The 18787-nt window shown below is 49.2% G+C and carries 15 protein-coding genes; 6 read left to right on the plus strand and 9 right to left on the minus strand.

Annotated elements, in window-relative coordinates:
- The first annotated feature begins 254 nt into the window (after nucleotides 1–254).
- The 3 genes from ACOI06_RS09320 to ACOI06_RS09330 are packed head-to-tail and all read left to right on the plus strand — an operon-like array spanning nucleotide 255 to nucleotide 3206.
- A complete protein-coding gene (locus ACOI06_RS09320) occupies nucleotides 255–1838 on the plus strand; it encodes a cytochrome ubiquinol oxidase subunit I (protein ID WP_420662288.1) in 1584 nt (527 codons plus the stop codon).
- Between the two features lie 12 nt (nucleotides 1839–1850).
- Nucleotides 1851–2987, plus strand: a complete 1137-nt coding sequence (cydB, locus tag ACOI06_RS09325; RefSeq protein ID WP_420662289.1) for a cytochrome d ubiquinol oxidase subunit II — start codon at nucleotides 1851–1853, stop codon at nucleotides 2985–2987.
- A gap of 12 nt (nucleotides 2988–2999) precedes the next feature.
- Nucleotides 3000–3206 (plus strand): hypothetical protein, encoded by a 207-nt coding sequence (locus ACOI06_RS09330; protein WP_420662290.1) that lies wholly within the window; start codon nucleotides 3000–3002, stop codon nucleotides 3204–3206.
- A 126-nt stretch (nucleotides 3207–3332) separates the two neighbouring features.
- On the opposite strand, the gene ACOI06_RS09335 is transcribed toward ACOI06_RS09330, so the two are convergent.
- The 5 genes from ACOI06_RS09335 to tkt form a co-directional block, all read right to left on the minus strand.
- The gene (locus ACOI06_RS09335) at nucleotides 3333–4346 is read right to left on the minus strand and encodes a mechanosensitive ion channel family protein (RefSeq protein WP_420662291.1); all 1014 of its coding nucleotides are present in this window, start codon (nucleotides 4344–4346) and stop codon (nucleotides 3333–3335) included.
- A 141-nt stretch (nucleotides 4347–4487) separates the two neighbouring features.
- Nucleotides 4488–5621 carry a diguanylate cyclase gene (locus tag ACOI06_RS09340; RefSeq protein WP_420662292.1) on the minus strand — a complete coding sequence of 378 codons (1134 nt, stop codon included), beginning with the start codon at nucleotides 5619–5621 and terminating at the stop codon, nucleotides 4488–4490.
- Between the two features lie 224 nt (nucleotides 5622–5845).
- Nucleotides 5846–7039, minus strand: a complete 1194-nt coding sequence (locus tag ACOI06_RS09345; RefSeq protein WP_420662293.1) for a phosphoglycerate kinase — start codon at nucleotides 7037–7039, stop codon at nucleotides 5846–5848.
- A gap of 4 nt (nucleotides 7040–7043) precedes the next feature.
- A complete protein-coding gene (gene gap, locus ACOI06_RS09350) occupies nucleotides 7044–8057 on the minus strand; it encodes a type I glyceraldehyde-3-phosphate dehydrogenase (RefSeq protein ID WP_420662294.1) in 1014 nt (337 codons plus the stop codon).
- A gap of 12 nt (nucleotides 8058–8069) precedes the next feature.
- On the minus strand, nucleotides 8070–10121 hold the full coding sequence (tkt, locus tag ACOI06_RS09355; protein WP_420662295.1) for a transketolase: 2052 nt from the start codon (nucleotides 10119–10121) through the stop codon (nucleotides 8070–8072).
- Between the two features lie 214 nt (nucleotides 10122–10335).
- On the opposite strand from tkt, the gene ACOI06_RS09360 reads away from it, so the two are divergent.
- A complete protein-coding gene (locus ACOI06_RS09360; RefSeq protein ID WP_420662296.1) occupies nucleotides 10336–11076 on the plus strand; it encodes a 16S rRNA (uracil(1498)-N(3))-methyltransferase in 741 nt (246 codons plus the stop codon).
- A 19-nt stretch (nucleotides 11077–11095) separates the two neighbouring features.
- On the opposite strand, the gene ACOI06_RS09365 is transcribed toward ACOI06_RS09360, so the two are convergent.
- The 3 genes from ACOI06_RS09365 to ACOI06_RS09375 all read right to left on the minus strand — a co-directional run bounded on the left by ACOI06_RS09365 (nucleotide 11096) and on the right by ACOI06_RS09375 (nucleotide 15058).
- A complete protein-coding gene (locus ACOI06_RS09365; protein WP_420662297.1) occupies nucleotides 11096–11560 on the minus strand; it encodes a barstar family protein in 465 nt (154 codons plus the stop codon).
- Nucleotides 11561–11783: 223 nt separating this feature from the next.
- A complete protein-coding gene (locus tag ACOI06_RS09370; RefSeq protein ID WP_420662298.1) occupies nucleotides 11784–14078 on the minus strand; it encodes an NADP-dependent malic enzyme in 2295 nt (764 codons plus the stop codon).
- Between the two features lie 71 nt (nucleotides 14079–14149).
- Nucleotides 14150–15058, minus strand: coding sequence for a hypothetical protein (locus ACOI06_RS09375; RefSeq protein WP_420662299.1), 909 nt, complete (start codon nucleotides 15056–15058; stop codon nucleotides 14150–14152).
- 37 nt (nucleotides 15059–15095) lie between these two features.
- Here ACOI06_RS09375 and ACOI06_RS09380 point away from each other — a divergent pair, with 37 nt between their 5' ends.
- Nucleotides 15096–16277: a pyridoxal phosphate-dependent aminotransferase gene (locus tag ACOI06_RS09380; protein WP_420662300.1), complete on the plus strand. Its 1182-nt coding sequence runs from the start codon at nucleotides 15096–15098 to the stop codon at nucleotides 16275–16277.
- A 37-nt stretch (nucleotides 16278–16314) separates the two neighbouring features.
- Here ACOI06_RS09380 and ACOI06_RS09385 read toward each other — a convergent pair whose 3' ends face one another.
- Nucleotides 16315–17181: a transglycosylase SLT domain-containing protein gene (locus ACOI06_RS09385; RefSeq protein WP_420662301.1), complete on the minus strand. Its 867-nt coding sequence runs from the start codon at nucleotides 17179–17181 to the stop codon at nucleotides 16315–16317.
- Between the two features lie 35 nt (nucleotides 17182–17216).
- Between ACOI06_RS09385 and ACOI06_RS09390 the strand changes: the two genes are divergently transcribed.
- Entirely contained in the window at nucleotides 17217–18773 is a 1557-nt protein-coding gene (locus ACOI06_RS09390) for a UbiD family decarboxylase (protein WP_420662302.1), read from the plus strand.
- Nucleotides 18774–18787: the final 14 nt, after the last annotated feature.

Raw genomic sequence — 18787 nt, forward strand, 5'->3', positions numbered from 1 at the left:
GACAACGCAAATCCCATAAAAAATCTCTTGAAATCTTTTTGATCGTTACAACCAGGAATCCTGCAAATTATTTAGTTTACAATCTTCACACGAATGTCGTTTTAACGTCTATTCTGAAACTACTGGTGAGTCACAGTTGATTTTTTTGATTTAGATCAGCCAAACTTGCCAAGAGTACTTATGTGCGTGATGCTTGTCGCATTCATTCTGGAGCGTCGTCTCCGGCAACCAGATCACAATTATGGTGGGTAAAAATGTTTGATGAAACCGTCGTTGATTTATCACGATTACAGTTTGCCGCCACCGCTTTGTATCACTTCCTGTTTGTGCCCTTAACACTGGGCCTTTCAGTGATGCTAGCGATTATGGAAACGGTGTATGTGGTCACCGGGCAAGAAATCTATAAACGCGCAACCAAGTTCTGGATGCATCTTTTCATGATCAACTTTGCACTCGGTGTCGCCACCGGGTTGACCATGGAAGTGCAGTTTGGGATGAACTGGTCTTACTACTCTAGCTTTGTCGGTGACACATTTGGCACGCTTCTAGCGGTAGAGGGTCTGATGGCGTTCTTTATGGAGTCGACCTTTGTCGGACTGATGGTTTTTGGCTGGGATCGCTTGTCGAAAGGCAAACACTTAGTGATCACCTACCTGGTTGCCCTAGCCTCTAACCTATCCGCACTCTGGATTCTGGTCGCCAACAGCTTTATGCAAAGCCCAATGGGCGCCGAACTGAACCCCATCACGATGCGCATGGAGTTGGCAAGCTTTAACGACTTGTTCTTTAACCCTGACGCACAAGCCAAATTCGTCCACACCGTGATTGCCGGTTATGTCACAGCGGCTGTCTTCGTTTGTGGCATCAGCGCGTTTTACATGCTTCGTAACCGTCACATGGATATCGCCAAGCGCTCTTTCCGCATCGCTGCACTCTTCGGTGTCATGGGAACAGCGGGTGTTATCACTTTGGGTGACGCGCTAGGCTTTATTGGTGGTCATGCACAACCGTCCAAACTGGCGGCGATGGAAGCACTCTGGGAACCAGAAAAAGCCCCTATGTCTTTTAACGTGATTGCATTGCCTTCACAAAAAGAAGAGAAAAACCTATTCGACATACAAGTTCCTGCGTTCCTGTCGATCTTGGTCACACACTCTCTCGATGGTGTGGTGCCTTCCGTTCAAGAGCTTCAGGAAGAAGCCAAAGTGCGGATACACAACGGCATCCCAGCCGTACACGCTCTTGAGCAGTTAGGGCGTGATCCGCAAGACGCACACGCGATGGCGATCTTTGAAGCTCACAAAGACGACATCGGGTATGGCTTATTGGTTCAAAAATACGCACCCGACGGTGATCTGACACAAATCACCGAACGTGAAGTTGAGCTCGCTGCCAAAGACACCATTCCGGAAGTCTGGGCTATTTTCTGGGCCTTCCGGATCATGGTTGGACTCGGACTCCTGATGCTGCTCTACTTTGTGACTGCCATTGTGCTGACACTGAGCAACAAAGTGCATGAAAAACGCTGGTTCTTGCGCGCATCGGTCTGGATGATTCCCGTGCCATTTATTGCCTGTGAAATGGGCTGGATTGTGGCTGAAGTGGGCCGACAACCTTGGACTGTTTATGAGGTCTTGCCGACGTGGCTATCTGCTTCCACGCACTCCGTCACGTACATGATCGTTTCACTCATCGGATTTGTGTTGCTCTACACCGTGTTTGCCATCATTGAGGTCTTCTTGATGACACGCAAAATCAAAGAGGGACCGCCACCTGCCAGTGATTTAGAATTGCAGCAACGCGGATTGCAAACGCAAACTCAACTCAGTGCGCAATAAGAGGCAAACACCATGGATACATATTTTTATTTAATTATTGTCTGGTGGCTACTCCTAGGGATCCTGCTGATGGGTCTGGGTGCAATGATGGGTATGGACATGGGCGTGGGGACTATCCTGCGCTATGTCGGACGCACAGACAACGAACGCAGAGTGGCTCTGAATATTATCGGGCCTCACTGGGACGGCAACCAAGTCTGGTTTGTGCTGGGCGGTGGCGCGATCTTCGCTGCCTGGCCATTGGTTTACGCAACAGCCTTTTCTGGGTTTTACATCGTCATGCTCGTTTTACTCTGGAGCATGATTGTGCGCCCATTAGGGTTTGAATATCGCAGCCAGATTGAATGCAGTAAATGGCGCAACATGTGGGACTGGAGTTTGTTTGTCTCAGGCTTAGTGCCCATGCTGGTCTTTGGTGCAGCCGTTGGTAACGTTCTGCAGGGTGTGCCCTTTCACTTTGATGCACGCATGGTGTCGTATTACACGGGCAGTTTCATCGATCTCTTTAACCCATACGCCATTCTCTGCGGACTGACATCCGTGGCTTTGTCTATTTACTCAGGCGCTGCGATGTTGTTAATCGGCAGTGGCGAAAAAAACATTAGTCAACGTGCACTGAAAGCAGCCACTTGGGGTGGCATTCTGGCCTTGATTCTGATGACGGTAGTGGGTCTGTGGTCTACGATCCATCCCGGTTACGAATTGGTTCAGTCGCCAGCACCGGGGGTGCCACAAACACCCTTGCATCAGACAGTTACCATCGTGGACGGCGCATTGCTGCAGAATTTTGCACAATACCCCGTTTTATGGTTACTTCCCGCCTTAGCCTATGCAAGCATCATCATTGGGTTGATTGCTTTGCATAAGCGTTACAACCAAGTGGGCTGGTGGATGGGTGTCGTGACTTGGGTGGGTGTACTGGGTATGGTCGGTGCGACGATGTTCCCATTCATCATGCCGTCATCAAGCAGTCCTTCCCATAGCTTGACTGTGTGGAACTCCGGCGCAAGCACGTTAACCATGGGCTGGATGCTGGGCTTTACGGCTATCTTTATCCCGCTTATCGTGACATACACCAGCTGGGCGTTCTATGTCATGCGCGGCAAAGTCGATGTCAAAACCATCGAATCCGAAGAAACCTTGTATTAAGGAGATGACGCTATGTCACTATTATCGCGCATCATCGTTCTACTGATACTGGCTGTCATCGCCATTTTACTCACAGTCATCATGGGGGACTATGGTCCATGGTATCTGGCTTGGTTGCTGGGGACAGGATTTATGATCCTAGTAGCTGCCATGGGTGGCGTGTTGTATGAGAATCAAGCACGAAGCGAGGAGCAAAAAACGCAATCCACTTCAAAGTAAAACCAATTTGTCCGGTGTCCCCTACCGGACATAAATAAACCCGCATTCGTTGTTTAAGAAAACGTTCTTCAAAGACAACCATGCGGGTTTTTTTATGTCACAACACCGAAGCTCTAGCCTGAACCTCTAATCATCTTTTTTGAGATAAACCGTAGTGGAATCAAACGCAAAGTCTGCACCATGCTGATGCACAATATCGATGATGTTTAAAAAGACCGTTTGTTGCGCCTCCAACCACTTGGCCCACACGGTCGTTTTTGTAAAACAGTAAATCAAAATATTTAAAGAAGAGTCGCCAAATTCATCAAAATACACAAGCATAGTTTGGCTCTGATCAATGTCTTCATTGTTTTTAAGCATTGTCTTAATATCGCTTACCACTGCACTAATTTTTGCGGCATCTTCATAGCGTAAACTGATGGACGTTTTAATTCGTCGATTGGTCATGCGACCTGGGTTTTCGACACTGATCGTCGAAAACAATGCGTTAGGCACATACAATGGCCGATGATCAAAAGTCATGATTTTGGTCAAGCGCCAACCAATTTCAACCACCGTACCTTGAATATTGCGGTCTGGTGAACTAATCCAATCGCCAATATTAAACTGCCGATCATAAAACAACAAGATGCCGGAGAAAAAATTACTCAATGTATCTTTAGCAGCCAACCCCACAACCAAACCACCCATCCCACCAAAGGCCATGAGCGCTGATAGATTTAATCCAAAGTCATGCGCCAGCAACAGGGCTACAATCAGCGTTGAGAGCATCTTTAATGCCCTAGAAAAAACTCTGGCAGAGGTTTTATCTTCTCCCTTGCTAATCTGACGACTTTCGAGCAAGTTCACCAGTTCAAACACTTGCCGCAGAATAATAAAAGCAATTAAGAGCGGCATCGCTATATCGACGATTTTGCTCACAATGGGGGTGAATTTAAACTCTGCAGCCGCTTCGTTGTAGTAGGTATAGATCGTCAATACGCTCAAAACCAATGGCGTGACGGTCAAACCGTGATAGATAATTTTCTTGGCAACTTTAGTTTGCTTTTTAAGCCGAACACTCATCCATTTCGATAAGATTAAAAACAGCAAGGCAAGCGCAAGTCCTGTCCCGTAATAGATGATTTGGTCTTTGTACATAAATCCTCAGATAATTCAGTACTTGGTGGGATCTTTAATATTCGAGTGATCCGCACTGTGAATCAAACAAAAATGCCGGTTTACATCACACTGTACACCGGCACTTTTCAAATCAATCTTAGCAAACAAAAACCTTTGTGATTAAACACCCACCACACAATTACGTGAAATTCGTTTGGCTTCGTATAAACCATCATCAGCACGCCGCATGGCTTGCGCGATCGATTCATTCGCTTCCAAACTCGCCACCCCAATACTGACCGTGAAATTAAATTCTTGACCCTCATGATCTTGCATGACCGTGCTTTCAGTACTGGCGCGAATCCGTTCAGCAACCGCCATCGCTTCATCCTTGCTCTGACCCACGAGAACAATCACAAACTCTTCGCCACCATAACGCGCCACATAATCAATTGACCGAACTTCTTTGCGCATAATTCTGGCAAATTGTTGCAAAACCTTGTCACCAACCGAATGTCCATAATTGTCATTCAAGCGTTTAAAGTGATCTAGGTCCAGCATCATAAACACGATGCTTTCACGCCGATGCGTGGCCATCACTTGTTCCACGGCCTGTATGAACGCCATTCTGTTAAGCAGGCCTGTCAAACCATCGTGTGTGGCCTCACGGTATAAACGCAACAACAAGCCCAAATGAAAATAGCTTGAAGTCACAGTGATCACCAAGATCGCACCTAATAGCCACAACGTCTGTAAACCGTGAACGCTCAAGAGCACATGATCAGTGTGCAATGCATAGACTTGCGACAAAAAGAAAAGCAGACCCAACACCAACCCTTCCAACAGGGTCAGCGGAAAAATCGCCAACATTGCGGTCAACATATACGGCATAAAGTCATACCCGGGTAAGTCTGATGGCGGCTCTTGCGAGGTCGCGATCACCACAGTCAGGTAAAACAATATCGGCAAGATAAACAGCAAGCTGGTCGCAACAAAAATATGCGTTGTCCCTTTCCGCGTTTTAAGCGCAATCACCATGGTCACGATCAAACCAACGGTCATGATAATGCGCGCGGGAATAACCAACCATCGCGTATTCTCGGCAAGCACAAAAAAATCAAACAGCGCCCAGAACGGCGTTAGGATTAAAAAGATCAGCGCAATCACACCAACCCGCGTTCTAAAGTAGTCCGCACGCGCATAGACAAAGTCATGCGAATGTCGTTTGCTACTGAAGGTATCCCAGAATGTTGCAATTAACGGCACCAGTAATGACTCCAAGGTATCGTAGATATTAGAAATTAATGTTTTCAAGGCAGTCTATCACTATCAAAAGGTGAACATTCAAAATTATCGAAACAACGGTACTACAAATCAATCAGAGTATATAAAAATCTTAGATTTATATAATTTCTGTCGCTTGCGACGATGAATTTATCAGTTTTAATGTGTTAATCAACAAAACCTCTTTTAAAAAACAAATCGCTGGAAGCCTAAATGGCAACCAGCGATTTGTTTTTTTAGATGACTTCAACCACTTAAGCGTTCATGCGTGCTTTTAATGCAGCAACTGCCGGCAGTTCACGACCTTCCAGAAACTCCAGAAACGCACCACCACCCGTAGAGATATACCCCACTTGGTCTCCAATGCCGTACTTGGCAATCGCAGCCAAGGTATCGCCACCACCTGCAATCGAAAACCCTTTGCTGTTTGCGATGGCCTTTGCAATGCCTTCTGTACCCGATCCAAACGCATCGAACTCAAAGACACCCACAGGACCATTCCAGACAATCGTACCCGCATTGGCTAGGATTTCTGAGAGCGTTTTGACGGTTTCTTCACCAATATCAAAAATCATCTCATCGGCCTCAACCGCTTGGGCAGATTTGCGAGTCGCTTTGGCATCGGCAGAAAACTCCGTGGCCACAACGACATCCACCGGAATGGGGACTTGTGCACCACGTGCTTTCATTTTTTTCATCACAGCTTTCGCTTGCTCAACCTGATCAGGTTCAGCCAGTGATTTGCCGATTGGTAACCCTGCTGCCAGCATAAACGTATTGGCAATACCACCGCCCACGATTAACTGATCCACACGATCAGCAAGCGCGCTCAGAATCGACAATTTTGTCGAAACTTTAGAGCCACCCACAATCGCAACCAAAGGACGAGCGGGTGAATGTAAAGCCTTGCCCAACGCTCCAAGTTCTGCGCTTAACAAAGGACCCGCACAAGCGATCGGTGCTTTCAACGCCAGACCATGTGTGGTGGCTTGCGCACGATGCGCTGTACCAAACGCATCATTCACATAGACATCACACAGACGAGCCATTTTTTCAGCTAATTCAGGTGAATCGGCTTTCTCACCCGGATTGGCGCGACAATTCTCCAGTAACACCACTTCACCGGGTGCAAGCTCAACACCATCAACCCAATCTGCAACCAGACGTACAGGCTTTCCGAGCAAATCCTGCAAACGTTTGGCAATCGGTGCCAAACTGTCCTTTGCAGTTAACTGCCCTTCGGTTGGACGACCTAGATGCGACGTCACCATCACACTGGCACCAGAACGTAGAGCAAGTTCAATTCCGGGTAGTGACGCGCGAATCCGTGTATCTTCGGTGATTTCACCCTGATCGTTCAAGGGTGTATTCAAATCTGCTCGAATAAAAACACGCTTACCTTGCAACTGGCCTTCTTCGGCCAGTTGTTTCAGAGTCAAAATATCCATGCGCTTATTTAGCCGTCATCAATGCAACAGTCGTATCGAGCATGCGGTTGCTAAAGCCCCACTCGTTGTCATACCAAGAGTTGACTTTCACCAGCTTGCCAGACACTTTGGTTAATGTAGCGTCATAGTTACTTGATGCAGGATTGTGGTTGAAATCAATCGACACCAGCGGATCGGTGTTGTAGGTCAGAATACCTTTGAGTGCACCGTCTTCAGACGCTTCGCGTAAGATGGTGTCCACTTCTTCCACCGTCGTCTCACGGGATGCGATAAAGGACAGATCGACAATCGACACGTTAATGGTTGGCACACGCATAGCATAACCATCCAACTTGCCGTTCAGTTCAGGCAACACCAGACCGACCGCGGCAGCTGCACCGGTTTTGGTGGGGATCATGCTCATAGTGGCAGAACGTGCACGACGCAGATCTTCGTGATAGACGTCGGTCAGCACCTGATCGTTGGTGTAGGCATGAATTGTGGTCATCAGACCGGTTTCAATGCCCAATTTGTCGTGCAAAGGCTTAACCAGCGGTGCCAAGCAGTTTGTGGTGCAAGAAGCATTCGAAATCACCGTGTGCTCAGCTCGCAAAATGTCATGGTTCACACCGTAAACCACGGTGGCGTCCACATCTTTGCCGCCAGGTGCTGAAATAATGACTTTACGTGCGCCACCTTGCAGATGAGCGCTGGCTTTTTCTTTGCTGGCAAAAAAGCCTGTGCATTCCAACACCACGTCCACATTCAGATCACCCCAAGGGAGCTCTGCGGGATTGCGGTTAGCGAGTACGCGAATCTTATCGCCATTCACTACCATGTAGTCGCCTTCGACCGACACTGTGCCAGGGAACTTACCGTGTGCTGTGTCATATTGGGTCAAATGGGCATTGGTTTTTGGGTCGCCCAGATCGTTGATTGCCACGATTTCGATATCGTGTTTCTTACCACCTTCGTAGTGAGCACGCAGAATATTCCGACCAATCCGACCATAACCATTAATCGCAACGCGAATTGCCATGACAAAACTCTCCTAGTTTGAAATTACTTGTTTGACAGCATCCGCTACGGCTTGCGCTGTCATGCCAAAATACTGAAACAACTCTGCGGCTGGTGCAGACTCACCAAACCGATCAATTCCTACAACAGCACCTTCCAGTCCAACATATTTAAACCAGAAATCACGTACGCCCGCTTCAACAGCCACACGCGGCAAACCAACGCCTAGCACTTGCTGACGATACGCCAGATCTTGCTGATCGAAGACATCTGTGCTGGGCATCGAAACCACGCGGACCGCCACACCTTCTTTAGCAAGTGCATCACGCGCTTGCAAGGCGATTTCCACTTCTGAGCCCGTTGCAATAATCGTGGCCGATGCCTGTGCATCCTCAGCCAACACATAACCACCGCGTGAGACGTTTTGCAATGTCTGTGCATCACGCTCAACAAACGGCAAATTCTGTCGAGACAACAACAGCGCAGTCGGTCCCCCATCCCGCACTTGCATACCACGCGACACAGGACGCTGTACAGCGGTTTGCCAAGCCACAGCCGTTTCGACGGTGTCACAAGGACGCCAAACCGACAGATTCGGAATCAGACGCAGACTGGCCGCATGCTCAATCGGTTGGTGGGTTGGACCATCTTCGCCTAGACCAATCGAATCATGGGTGAGCACATGAACAACGCGCTGCTTCATGAGCGCAGCCATCCGAATCGCATTACGGGAGTAATCTGAAAACACCAAGAACGTGCCGCCAAATGGCAGATAACCGCCATGTAAAGCAATCCCGTTCATGATGGCAGACATACCAAACTCACGTACACCATAGTTAATATGACGTCCGAATGACAAACCATTGGCATCGGCACGGACTGCACCACAATCAGGCCAGTCAGTGAAGTTCGAACCGGTCAGATCAGCTGAGCCGCCCAACATTTCTGGCAGTTCTTTCGCCAATTGACCCAGCACCATTTGTGATGCTTTGCGGGTTGCCAGCGTTTGTGCTTGCGTATTGATGTCATCAAGCATAGTTTGTAATGTCGCTGAAAAGTCTTCAGGCAAATCACCTCGCAAACGTCTTGTTAACTCAGCAGCTAACTCTGGGTGGGCTGCACTATAACCCTCAAACATGGCTTGCCATGCTTTCTGACTAGCTTGGCCTTTTGCACGGCAATCCCAAGCTTGAGCAATCGCTTGAGGTATCTCAAAGGGTGCATCAGGCCAATTCAAAGCCTCCCGTGTAGCGGCAATCTCTTCATCACCCAGTGGGCTGCCATGCACTTTCTCACTGCCGGCCATGCCTGGTGAGCCCTTGCCGATTACGGTTTTACAAATAATCAGTGTCGGTTTATTCTGGGCCTGTCCATCAGTTTTAGCCGCTTCAATCGCAGCATTGACTGCCTGAACATCGTGACCATCCACATCGCGGATGACATTCCATCCGTACGCCTCAAAACGGCGCGCTGTGTCATCTTTAAACCAAAACTCCACCTGACCATCAATGGAAATACCATTGTCGTCATAAAGAACGATGAGCTTACCTAGAGACAATGTTCCAGCCAGCGAACATACCTCGTGCGACACCCCTTCCATCAGGCAACCATCACCAATAAAGGCGTAGGTATGATGATCAACAACGGGGAAATCATCGCGATTAAATTCTTTGGCGAGTAATGCTTCAGCTAGCGCCAACCCGACTGCATTGGCCAAACCTTGACCGAGTGGGCCTGTGGTGGTTTCAACACCGGGTGTGTAGCCGACCTCGGGGTGACCTGGTGTACGCGAATGGAGTTGGCGAAATTGGCGCAACTCATCCATGGGTAAATCGTAGCCAGCCAGATGTAAACAGGCATACATCAGCATCGAACCATGGCCGTTTGACAACACAAAACGATCTCTGTCAAACCAGTCCGGATCTACTGGGTTGTGTTTTAAGTGCTCTGTAAACAAGGAGACGGCCATTTCTGCCATACCCATCGGTGCACCGGGATGTCCTGATTTAGCTTTCTGGACAGCGTCCATGGAGAGCGCGCGAATTGCGTTGGCCATCTGGGTTGGTGTGACGTCGGATGTACTCATGAAACGGGAAAGCCCTTATGTAGCGAATCAGCAATCGGAACACATCACAGATTGATTTAGCCGCTGACACACAAAAACACCAGCAGCCTGTCATCAACAGGATGATGCGTCCATGAAAAGTCCAGATTTTAGCACCGCGCGACCGATTTCCTGAGCAAACCCCTGATCGCAAGCGTTTTGGTTTGTTGAGGTAGGAAATTGTTAAAATCAAACCATGAAATGGCCACGATTCCTCTGCCCGGGTGAGCTCAAAACAGAGCAACTGCTCGAATTACCCGAAACGGTCGCACATCACATGCATGTGCGACGATTGCGTCTAGGTGAAACAATCACCTTGTTTAACGGCCAAGGCTTACAGGCCCAGGCCACATTAGAAGAAATTGATCGACGACGCGCCCTCGTTAGGGTATTTCAGACAGAGCACTTAAGTCGTGAAATGCTTGGGCAAATCACCCTAGTGCAAGCGATGACCCAGCAAGATAAACTGGACTGGGTCCTTGAAAAAGCCACTGAACTAGGCGTCCATCGCGTAATTGTGAGCACAGCCAAACGCAGTGTGGTGCAGTTAGATGAAAAGCGCGCACAGCGTCGTTTAGAACACGGGCAGCGCATCATTGAATCGGCCAGTGCACAATGTGGTCGTAATCACCTGATGCAACTCATCATGCCGGTGTCGCTTACGCAAGCCATCACTTTATGCGATCAAGTGCCTCGACTCGCCTTATTGCCAGATAGCCAAGCCCTGCCTTTAAACCACGCTGACCTACTTTCTGAAATCAGAGCTGCCAACGGATGTGCTTTTTTTATTGGTCCCGAAGGTGGCTGGGATCTGCAAGAAATCCAACTTCTCCAAAAGGCGCACAGTCATTGCGTTAGTTTAGGTCCACGTGTTCTAAGAACGGAAACGGCTGGATTGACTGCTGTGGCCAGCCTAAGCGCTTTGCTAGGCTGGTAATGATCACGAAGAACGGGCTTTATTCTGCCACGTCACTCCAAGCATGCACCACGCCCGGGACTGCGTCTGGGTGTTTGCCACCGTGCTGAATGCCGTATAAGAACACCTTATTCTGATCCCGTGCGTAGTCAACAGCTTCGTTGAGTACTTCCTGAATTTGTGGCACCACGGGCTCTAAATCCGGATCGGCCGAATGCAAATCCTGAAAAAGCATGGCCACGCCCACGCGTTGCTCAGAAATCGTGTCTGTTAAACAGTCGTATAAGCCTTCTAAGCTGGACCCAAAAAACTCAGGATAATCCACTGCTTTGGCGACTGCCCGAAACACCGCTGACCGGTTTCTCGCTTTCGAACACTCTGCCATAAAGCATGCCAAACCGGCTTCTTCGAGTTGTGCACGCATTGTTTCCAAATCGGATTGCGCGTCAAACTCCCCACCATTTTTAAGCAAACTATCAATTTGCGTTTTGTTTACATTAGCCATAGCCTGCTGCCCCATGTTGTTGTCATAACGAACCTCTAGTGCCGAATCGTATCGACTAAACCGCGATGAATCAATGCGGGAGTGCGGGTAATTCACAACACTCTAGATTCAGTTACTAAAAATACAACCTGTGCACTGCGCCATTTTGAAATCTGGCCTGGTTGTTTCAGAGATGAGGTCAAACCACACGTCTGACCCCCACCTCTTTGATCGCACAGGACTTTTACCCGTTGTTTTCCTGATGATTGGCTTTTAACACGGTTAATGCCGTCATGTTCACAATTCGGCGAACTGTCGAACTTGAGGTCAGAATATGAACAGGTGCTTTCGGCCCTAAAAGGAATGGACCAATCGTGACATTACTACCCGCTGCTGTTTTAAGCAGGTTGTATGCGATATTGCCCGACTCCATATTCGGACATACCAGCAAATTGGCTGCCCCTTTGAGCGTAGAAGACGGCAATACACGCAAACGCAGCTTCTCATCGAGTGCGCAATCACCGTGCATTTCACCATCCACTTCCAGATCGGGGACTTGTTCACGTAAGATAGCTAACGCATCGCGCATTTTCTGAGCTGAAGCAGTGTTCCCTGTTCCAAAATTCGAACGCGACAGTAAAGCCACTTTTGGAATCAAATTCAAGCGACGCATTTCTTGCGCAGCTGCTAGCGTAAATTCAGCCACTTGCTGCGCACTTGGATTTTCATTGACGTGCGTATCCACAAGCACCAGCGTATGATTCGGCAATAGCAAGATACTCATTGCCGCATACACTGAGGCATTCGGTGCTAAGCCAAGCATCTGATCAATGTAGAGCAAATGGTCTGAATAACGACCAACAGTTCCACAAATTAAGCCATCCGCATCGCCCAGATGCACCATGGTTGCCCCAATCAACGTCAGGCGACGACGCATTTCAACGCGTGCCATTTCTTTACTGACGCCTTGACGGCACATTTTTTCCCAATAGGCGTTCCAGTAAACGTTAAAGCGCTCATCCCATTCCGGATTGACAACTTCCACATCTTCACCTAGACGTAAGCGCAGTCTTAACTTCTCAATACGATCAGCCAGAACGGCTGGACGACCAACCAGAATGGGTTTGGCAAGCTTCTCATCCACCACCACTTGAACAGCGCGCAAAACGCGTTCATCTTCACCCTCGGTGTAGACGATCCGGGCTTTACCACCCTCATGCACAAAGCTTTTGGCTTGTGCAAATACCGGTTTCATGAACGCACCAGAGTGATAGACAAACTGCTCCAACTGCTCCACATAGGCTTCAAGATCGGCAATTGGACGAGTCGCCACACCATCTTCCATAGCGGCTTTCGCAACCGCTGGGGCAATGCGCGTAATTAAACGTGGATCAAACGGTTTCGGGATAATGTATTCTGGACCAAACGAAGCGCCACTGCCGTAAGCTGCCATCACTACGTCACTTTGTTCTTCACGCGCAAGCTTCGCTATAGCCATCACAGCCGCTTTTTCCATGCCGCGGGTAATGGTCGTCGCACCCACGTCGAGAGCACCACGGAACATATAGGGGAAGCACAAGACGTTATTGACTTGGTTAGGGTAATCAGAGCGGCCAGTTGCCATCACGATGTCATCGCGCACAGCATGCGCGACGGGTGGCGCAATTTCCGGATCTGGGTTTGCGAGCGCCAAAATTAACGGACGCGGCGCCATGGTGGCGACCATTTCAGGCTTTAACACATCTCCAACCGACAAGCCCAAGAACATATCCGCATCCACAATCACTTCTGCAAGCGTGCGCAAATCAGTTTCTTGCGCAAATTTCTCTTTATGCTCATCCATCAAGGCTTCGCGGCCTTTGTACACAACCCCTTCAATATCAGTGACCCAAATATTGGCAATCGGCAAGCCCAAATCAACCAACAAATTCAAGCATGCCAAGGCAGCTGCACCAGCACCAGACACGACCACTTTAATGTCGCTGAGTTTTTTACCGACAACTTCCAAACCATTCACAACAGCTGCATTGACACAAATCGCAGTGCCATGCTGATCATCGTGAAACACGGGGATCTTTAAACGCTTGCGCAGTTCTGTCTCAACCACAAAACACTCAGGCGACTTAATGTCTTCTAGGTTCATCCCCCCAAAAGTCGGCTCAAGCCCCGCAATAATTTCAATCAGTTTTTGTGGATCGGTTTCGTTAATCTCAATATCAAAGACGTCAATACCAGCAAACTCTTTAAAGAGTACGGCCTTGCCTTCCATCACTGGTTTAGAAGCCAATGGTCCGATATTTCCTAGGCCCAACACTGCAGTCCCGTTGGTGATCACGCCAACCAAATTTCCACGTGCGGTATAGCGCACGGCGTTTTGTGGGTCATTCACAATCTCCTCACACGCTGCAGCCACACCGGGTGAATACGCCAGCGACAGTTCGCGCTGATTTGACAAACCTTTGGTTGGCGCAATCGCAATTTTTCCGGGACGACCGTCCTCATGATATTTCAGCGCAGCCTGACGTAAATTCTGATCCATTTATTGCCTCACTCATAACTACGGGAAATCCGCAGTAAAACTGGAATTCTTTGATTCTATACGCTTTGGTCCTATGGACACAAAAAGACGTCAGATCCATCAAACACCTGACGAACTTGGTGCTCGATCTCTGAATAGACAGATGATGACAAATTCGACTCACCCACCTCAGATACCCCTATTGTCTGTGCGGGTGTCATCACTTTCATATGCGCAGCAATCACCCAGACAAGTTGACCACCATGTCCTAAAAAAATCTCAGCAAGATTCAAGCCTTCGTTTTCACTAGCGATGAGCGCATCTAAACGATAAATGAGTGGCCAGGCGATCGGTTCAGACCGTGCCCTTGCCTGACGAATATCATCAAGTTCTGGACGCAGACTCAATTCAAAAAGCGCCGGAATCGCCTTTTGTGCCGCAATCGTTCGTAGCGGTTGCTGGTCTTTGACACCAAATTCAGAAAACACCTCGATCTGGCCATCTGCCATCAGACACTCAAGGGCAACCACACCAAACTGTGATAATCCACCTGCGGTTTGAGGAGTTCGTAATTGCGCAATCCATTGTGCCAAATTACCCACAGCAGTTCGAGTAGGTGCCACCCATAAACCAGCCGCCCGCATCGCAGCCACCGCACAACCCGCATCCACTCGCCAGATACCATCCTCTAAAGGCATCAGACTGCCCCAAGCGCGCCCCGCCTGAACCATGAGCAAAGGTCGCTGCTTATCCCTATCGGACTCGGGCACACCCACTAAACCCATGGCGACACCGTATTGCGCACATAAAGTACGCGCCAGCAAGATATCATTGAGCTCAGTGGGCTCCAGATAGGCACACGGTGCCGTCTCACGAGGCACCAATCGGACCTCGCCACGACAACTCCGTTTGAGCTTGGCAACGAACAGTAACCACGTATCTTCTTGACGCGAAGTGCGCCCAAATAAGAAAGAACGCCTTGAAGTCGGCTCTGTGGACACTACAATCCTCCTTTGGATTGACTAATTTTGACTCGGCATGAAATACCCTAAACCTGCAACCCGTACCCGCCACATCCTGCCTTTTCAGGCGATGTCTATTTTTAAGCGTAGCGCTGAACTGGCCGCTCAAGGCAAAGATATCATCAGTCTAGGCATTGGTGAACCTGACTTCAGCGCGCCACCGGCTGTCGTACAAGCCCTTAACAAAGCGGCTCAAGCCAGTCTCGGTCGGTACACACCGGCACTTGGCATCATGCCATTACGTGAAGCCATTGCGCAATTTTATGCGCAAACGTTCGATGCACCTGTCGATCCAGCTCGTGTGATTGTGACGGCTGGCGCCAGTGGCGCATTACAACTGGCAACCATGGCCTTAGTCAATCCAGGCCAAAATGTTTTAGTACCTGACCCCTACTACCCGCCTAACATCAACTTTGTGACGGCCGCAGGTGGTCATGCAAAAATCATCCCCACACAAGCCAAAGACGGCTTTCAGCCCACTTGTGCACAAATTGACTCCCTTTGGGATGACAAAACAGGTGGCATTATGCTCGCATCTCCCAGCAACCCCACGGGGACCTCATTGCAGCCTGACACCGTCAAAGAGATTTTGAATTATGTTCAATCGCGCCACGGCTTTGCGATCATGGATGAAATTTATCTCGGACTATCCTATGGCCAGACCCGGCACTCTGCGCTACGTCTGAGTGATGACTTCATCATTCTGAATAGCTTTTCGAAATACTTTCATATGACGGGATGGCGACTTGGCTGGATGATTGTGCCACCGCATCTGGTTGAACCAATCGAGGACCTCACCTCAAATCTGACGATTTGCCCACCGAGTTTGTCACAACACGCGGCACTGGCCTGTTTCACACCCGATTCATTGGCTATTTTTGAGCAACGCCGCCAAGCTTTTAAAGCACGGCGCGACTTCTTGGTTGAGGCCTTAAATCAAATGGGAATGACAGTGCCCGTCGTTCCAGACGGCGCATTTTATGTCTATGCAGATATCAGCCGATTTTCCAATGACAGTGACCATCTGGCTAGCCAGTTGCTAGAGCAAGGGGGGGTCGCTGTTGTGCCTGGTGCCGATTTTGGTCCTACACATGCAAAACGCATGATTCGACTGTCTTACACCATCGGGATGGATCGACTGCAAAAAGCCGTTGAGCGTATGCGTCAAGTCTTGATTGGCTCGGGCCCCTCTGCCTGAGACAAACCTCAAAGGGACTTCAACCAGCTATTCAACTTTAGTTCGGCAATGCAATTTTGCCCGACAACGCCATACGGCGTTGTTCGGCTAAAACCTTGTTCGCATAACCCCCATCATTGGGACCCGTTGCACCCACGTAGCATTTCAGTCCATTCGTGACAGAACCCCTTCTTTTAATGCAATCAGCCAGGATTTCAATCCCAACACGGATATTGTGCATCGGATGAAATGCCGCATCTTCTGTTTGTCCCAAGCGCTCAAACTTGTCGGTATGCACCCGAGTCATGACCTGCATCAAACCCTGTGCCCCAGCACCACTTTCTGCATACGGATTAAATCGGGATTCCACCGACATAACGGCCAGTGTCAGCAAAGGATGAATCTTGCGTTCATACCCAGCAACCAGAACTGTATCGGTCAGGCGATGAATCACATCACGACCGACTTTGTACTTTCTGGCTATATAGGTTTCTAACGCATCGAGTTGTTTACGTGTCAATGAAAAATGCGCCATTGCTTGGTCAACTTGCGATTTAAACGAAATCACTGGCTGAGCATCTGTGCCTTTATCCACCTGATTGGGGGCTGTATCACCTTCTAAGCTCTCTAACGGTTTCGCTGGCAGAGGTTCGACATCGACTGGCGACACTTGCGGACTAACTGTCGCCGGATCGATCGACTGAACGGTATCAGCAAGACCCGGCACTTCGTCTTTCAGTGCAATTAAAACGATCTGATTCATCATCGCTAGGCGCTCCCCCACCGTAGGCACACTGAGCACCATTAAAAGCGCAACCAACACGGCGATGCCGAGATATGACAAAATGGTACGCAGTACAGAGCGCAGATTTTTCTGCCAAGTGTTCTGACTGGCGTGCGGGATCAAGGAAATTGATTCTGACATGCGGAACATTTAACCATTATTTTTTGGAATCTGCAGTGCAATATAAAGATTTGCGTGACTTTCTCGACCAGCTGCAAGCCAGCTCGGATCTCAAACGAATTCCCATCGCCGTCGATACGCGATTGGAAATGACTGAAATTTCAAGCCGTGTGCTGCATCAGCAAGGCCCTGCCCTACTCTTTGAGAACGCACAGCACTTTGGACAAAAAAGTTCCATGCCAGTTCTCGCGAACTTATTTGGCACCCCAAAACGGGTAGCCCAAGCCATGGGTGCTGATGATGTCAGCGAATTGCGTGCCATTGGCGAACTGCTTGCTACGCTCAAAGAGCCCTCGGCTCCAGAAGGTTTGCGCGATGCATTCAGCAAAGTCTCGATGCTTAAGTCCGCCCTCTGGGACATGGCGCCTAAAAATGTTCGCTCACCTGTTTGTCAGGAGATTGTGCTTGAAGGCAATGATGTCGATCTGAATGATCTACCCATTCAGACCTGCTGGCCTGGCGACATTGCACCACTACTGACCTGGGGCCTAGTCATCACACGTGGCCCCAACGCCAAACGACAAAACCTTGGGATTTATCGCCAACAAGTCATTGGTCGCAACAAGCTCATCATGCGCTGGTTATCACACCGTGGTGGTGCCCTTGATTTTCGGGATCACGCCCTAGCCTATCCTGGCAGACCCTTTCCAATTGCAGTGGCTTTAGGCGCCGACCCAGCCACAACACTGGCCGCAGTCACACCCGTTCCGGACAGTTTGTCTGAATACCAGTTTGCTGGTTTATTGCGGGGCTCCAGAACCCATTTGGCCAAAGCGCTGGGCAGCGAGCTCAGTGTGCCTGCGCATGCAGAAATCATTCTGGAAGGCCATATTCTGCCAACCTGCGACACTCGCGCCAACGCACCTAGCATCCCTAAGAATGCGCCTGAAGACACGCCCGCATGTCCACCGAGTGATTATGAAATGGCGCTTGAAGGCCCTTACGGGGACCACACAGGCTATTACAACGAACGTGACTGGTTCCCTGTCTTTACCGTCGAACGCATCACCATGCGACGCAATCCGATCTACCACACGACATATACCGGCAAACCCCCTGATGAGCCTGCTGTCTTGGGTGAAGCTCTCAATGAAGTCTTCGTGCCATTGCTGCAAAAACAACTACCCGAAATCACTGACTTCTTCTTACCACCTGAGGGTTGCAGCTATCGTTTGGCAGTCATTTCCATGCGTAAACAGTATGCAGGACACGCCAAACGCGTCATGTTTGGGATCTGGAGTATTTTGCGCCAATTTATGTATACCAAGTTTCTGGTGGTCGTTGATGAAGACATCAACATTCGTGATTGGAAAGAAGTTGTCTGGGCCATGACAACCCGGATGGATCCCGTTCGCGATACGGTACTTGTTGAAAACACACCGATTGACTATCTGGACTTTGCGTCCCCAATCAGTGGTCTCGGTGGAAAAATGGGTTTAGATGCCACCAACAAATGGCCTGGTGAAACATCGCGTGAATGGGGCGTACCCATCGTCATGGATACCGACACGAAAAAACGGGTCGATGACATCTGGTCTAGCTTAGGACTCTGACCTCCAGCACTCTT

This window comes from Orrella sp. 11846, assembly GCF_048820935.1.
Classification (GTDB): Bacteria; Pseudomonadota; Gammaproteobacteria; order Burkholderiales; family Burkholderiaceae_B; genus Algicoccus.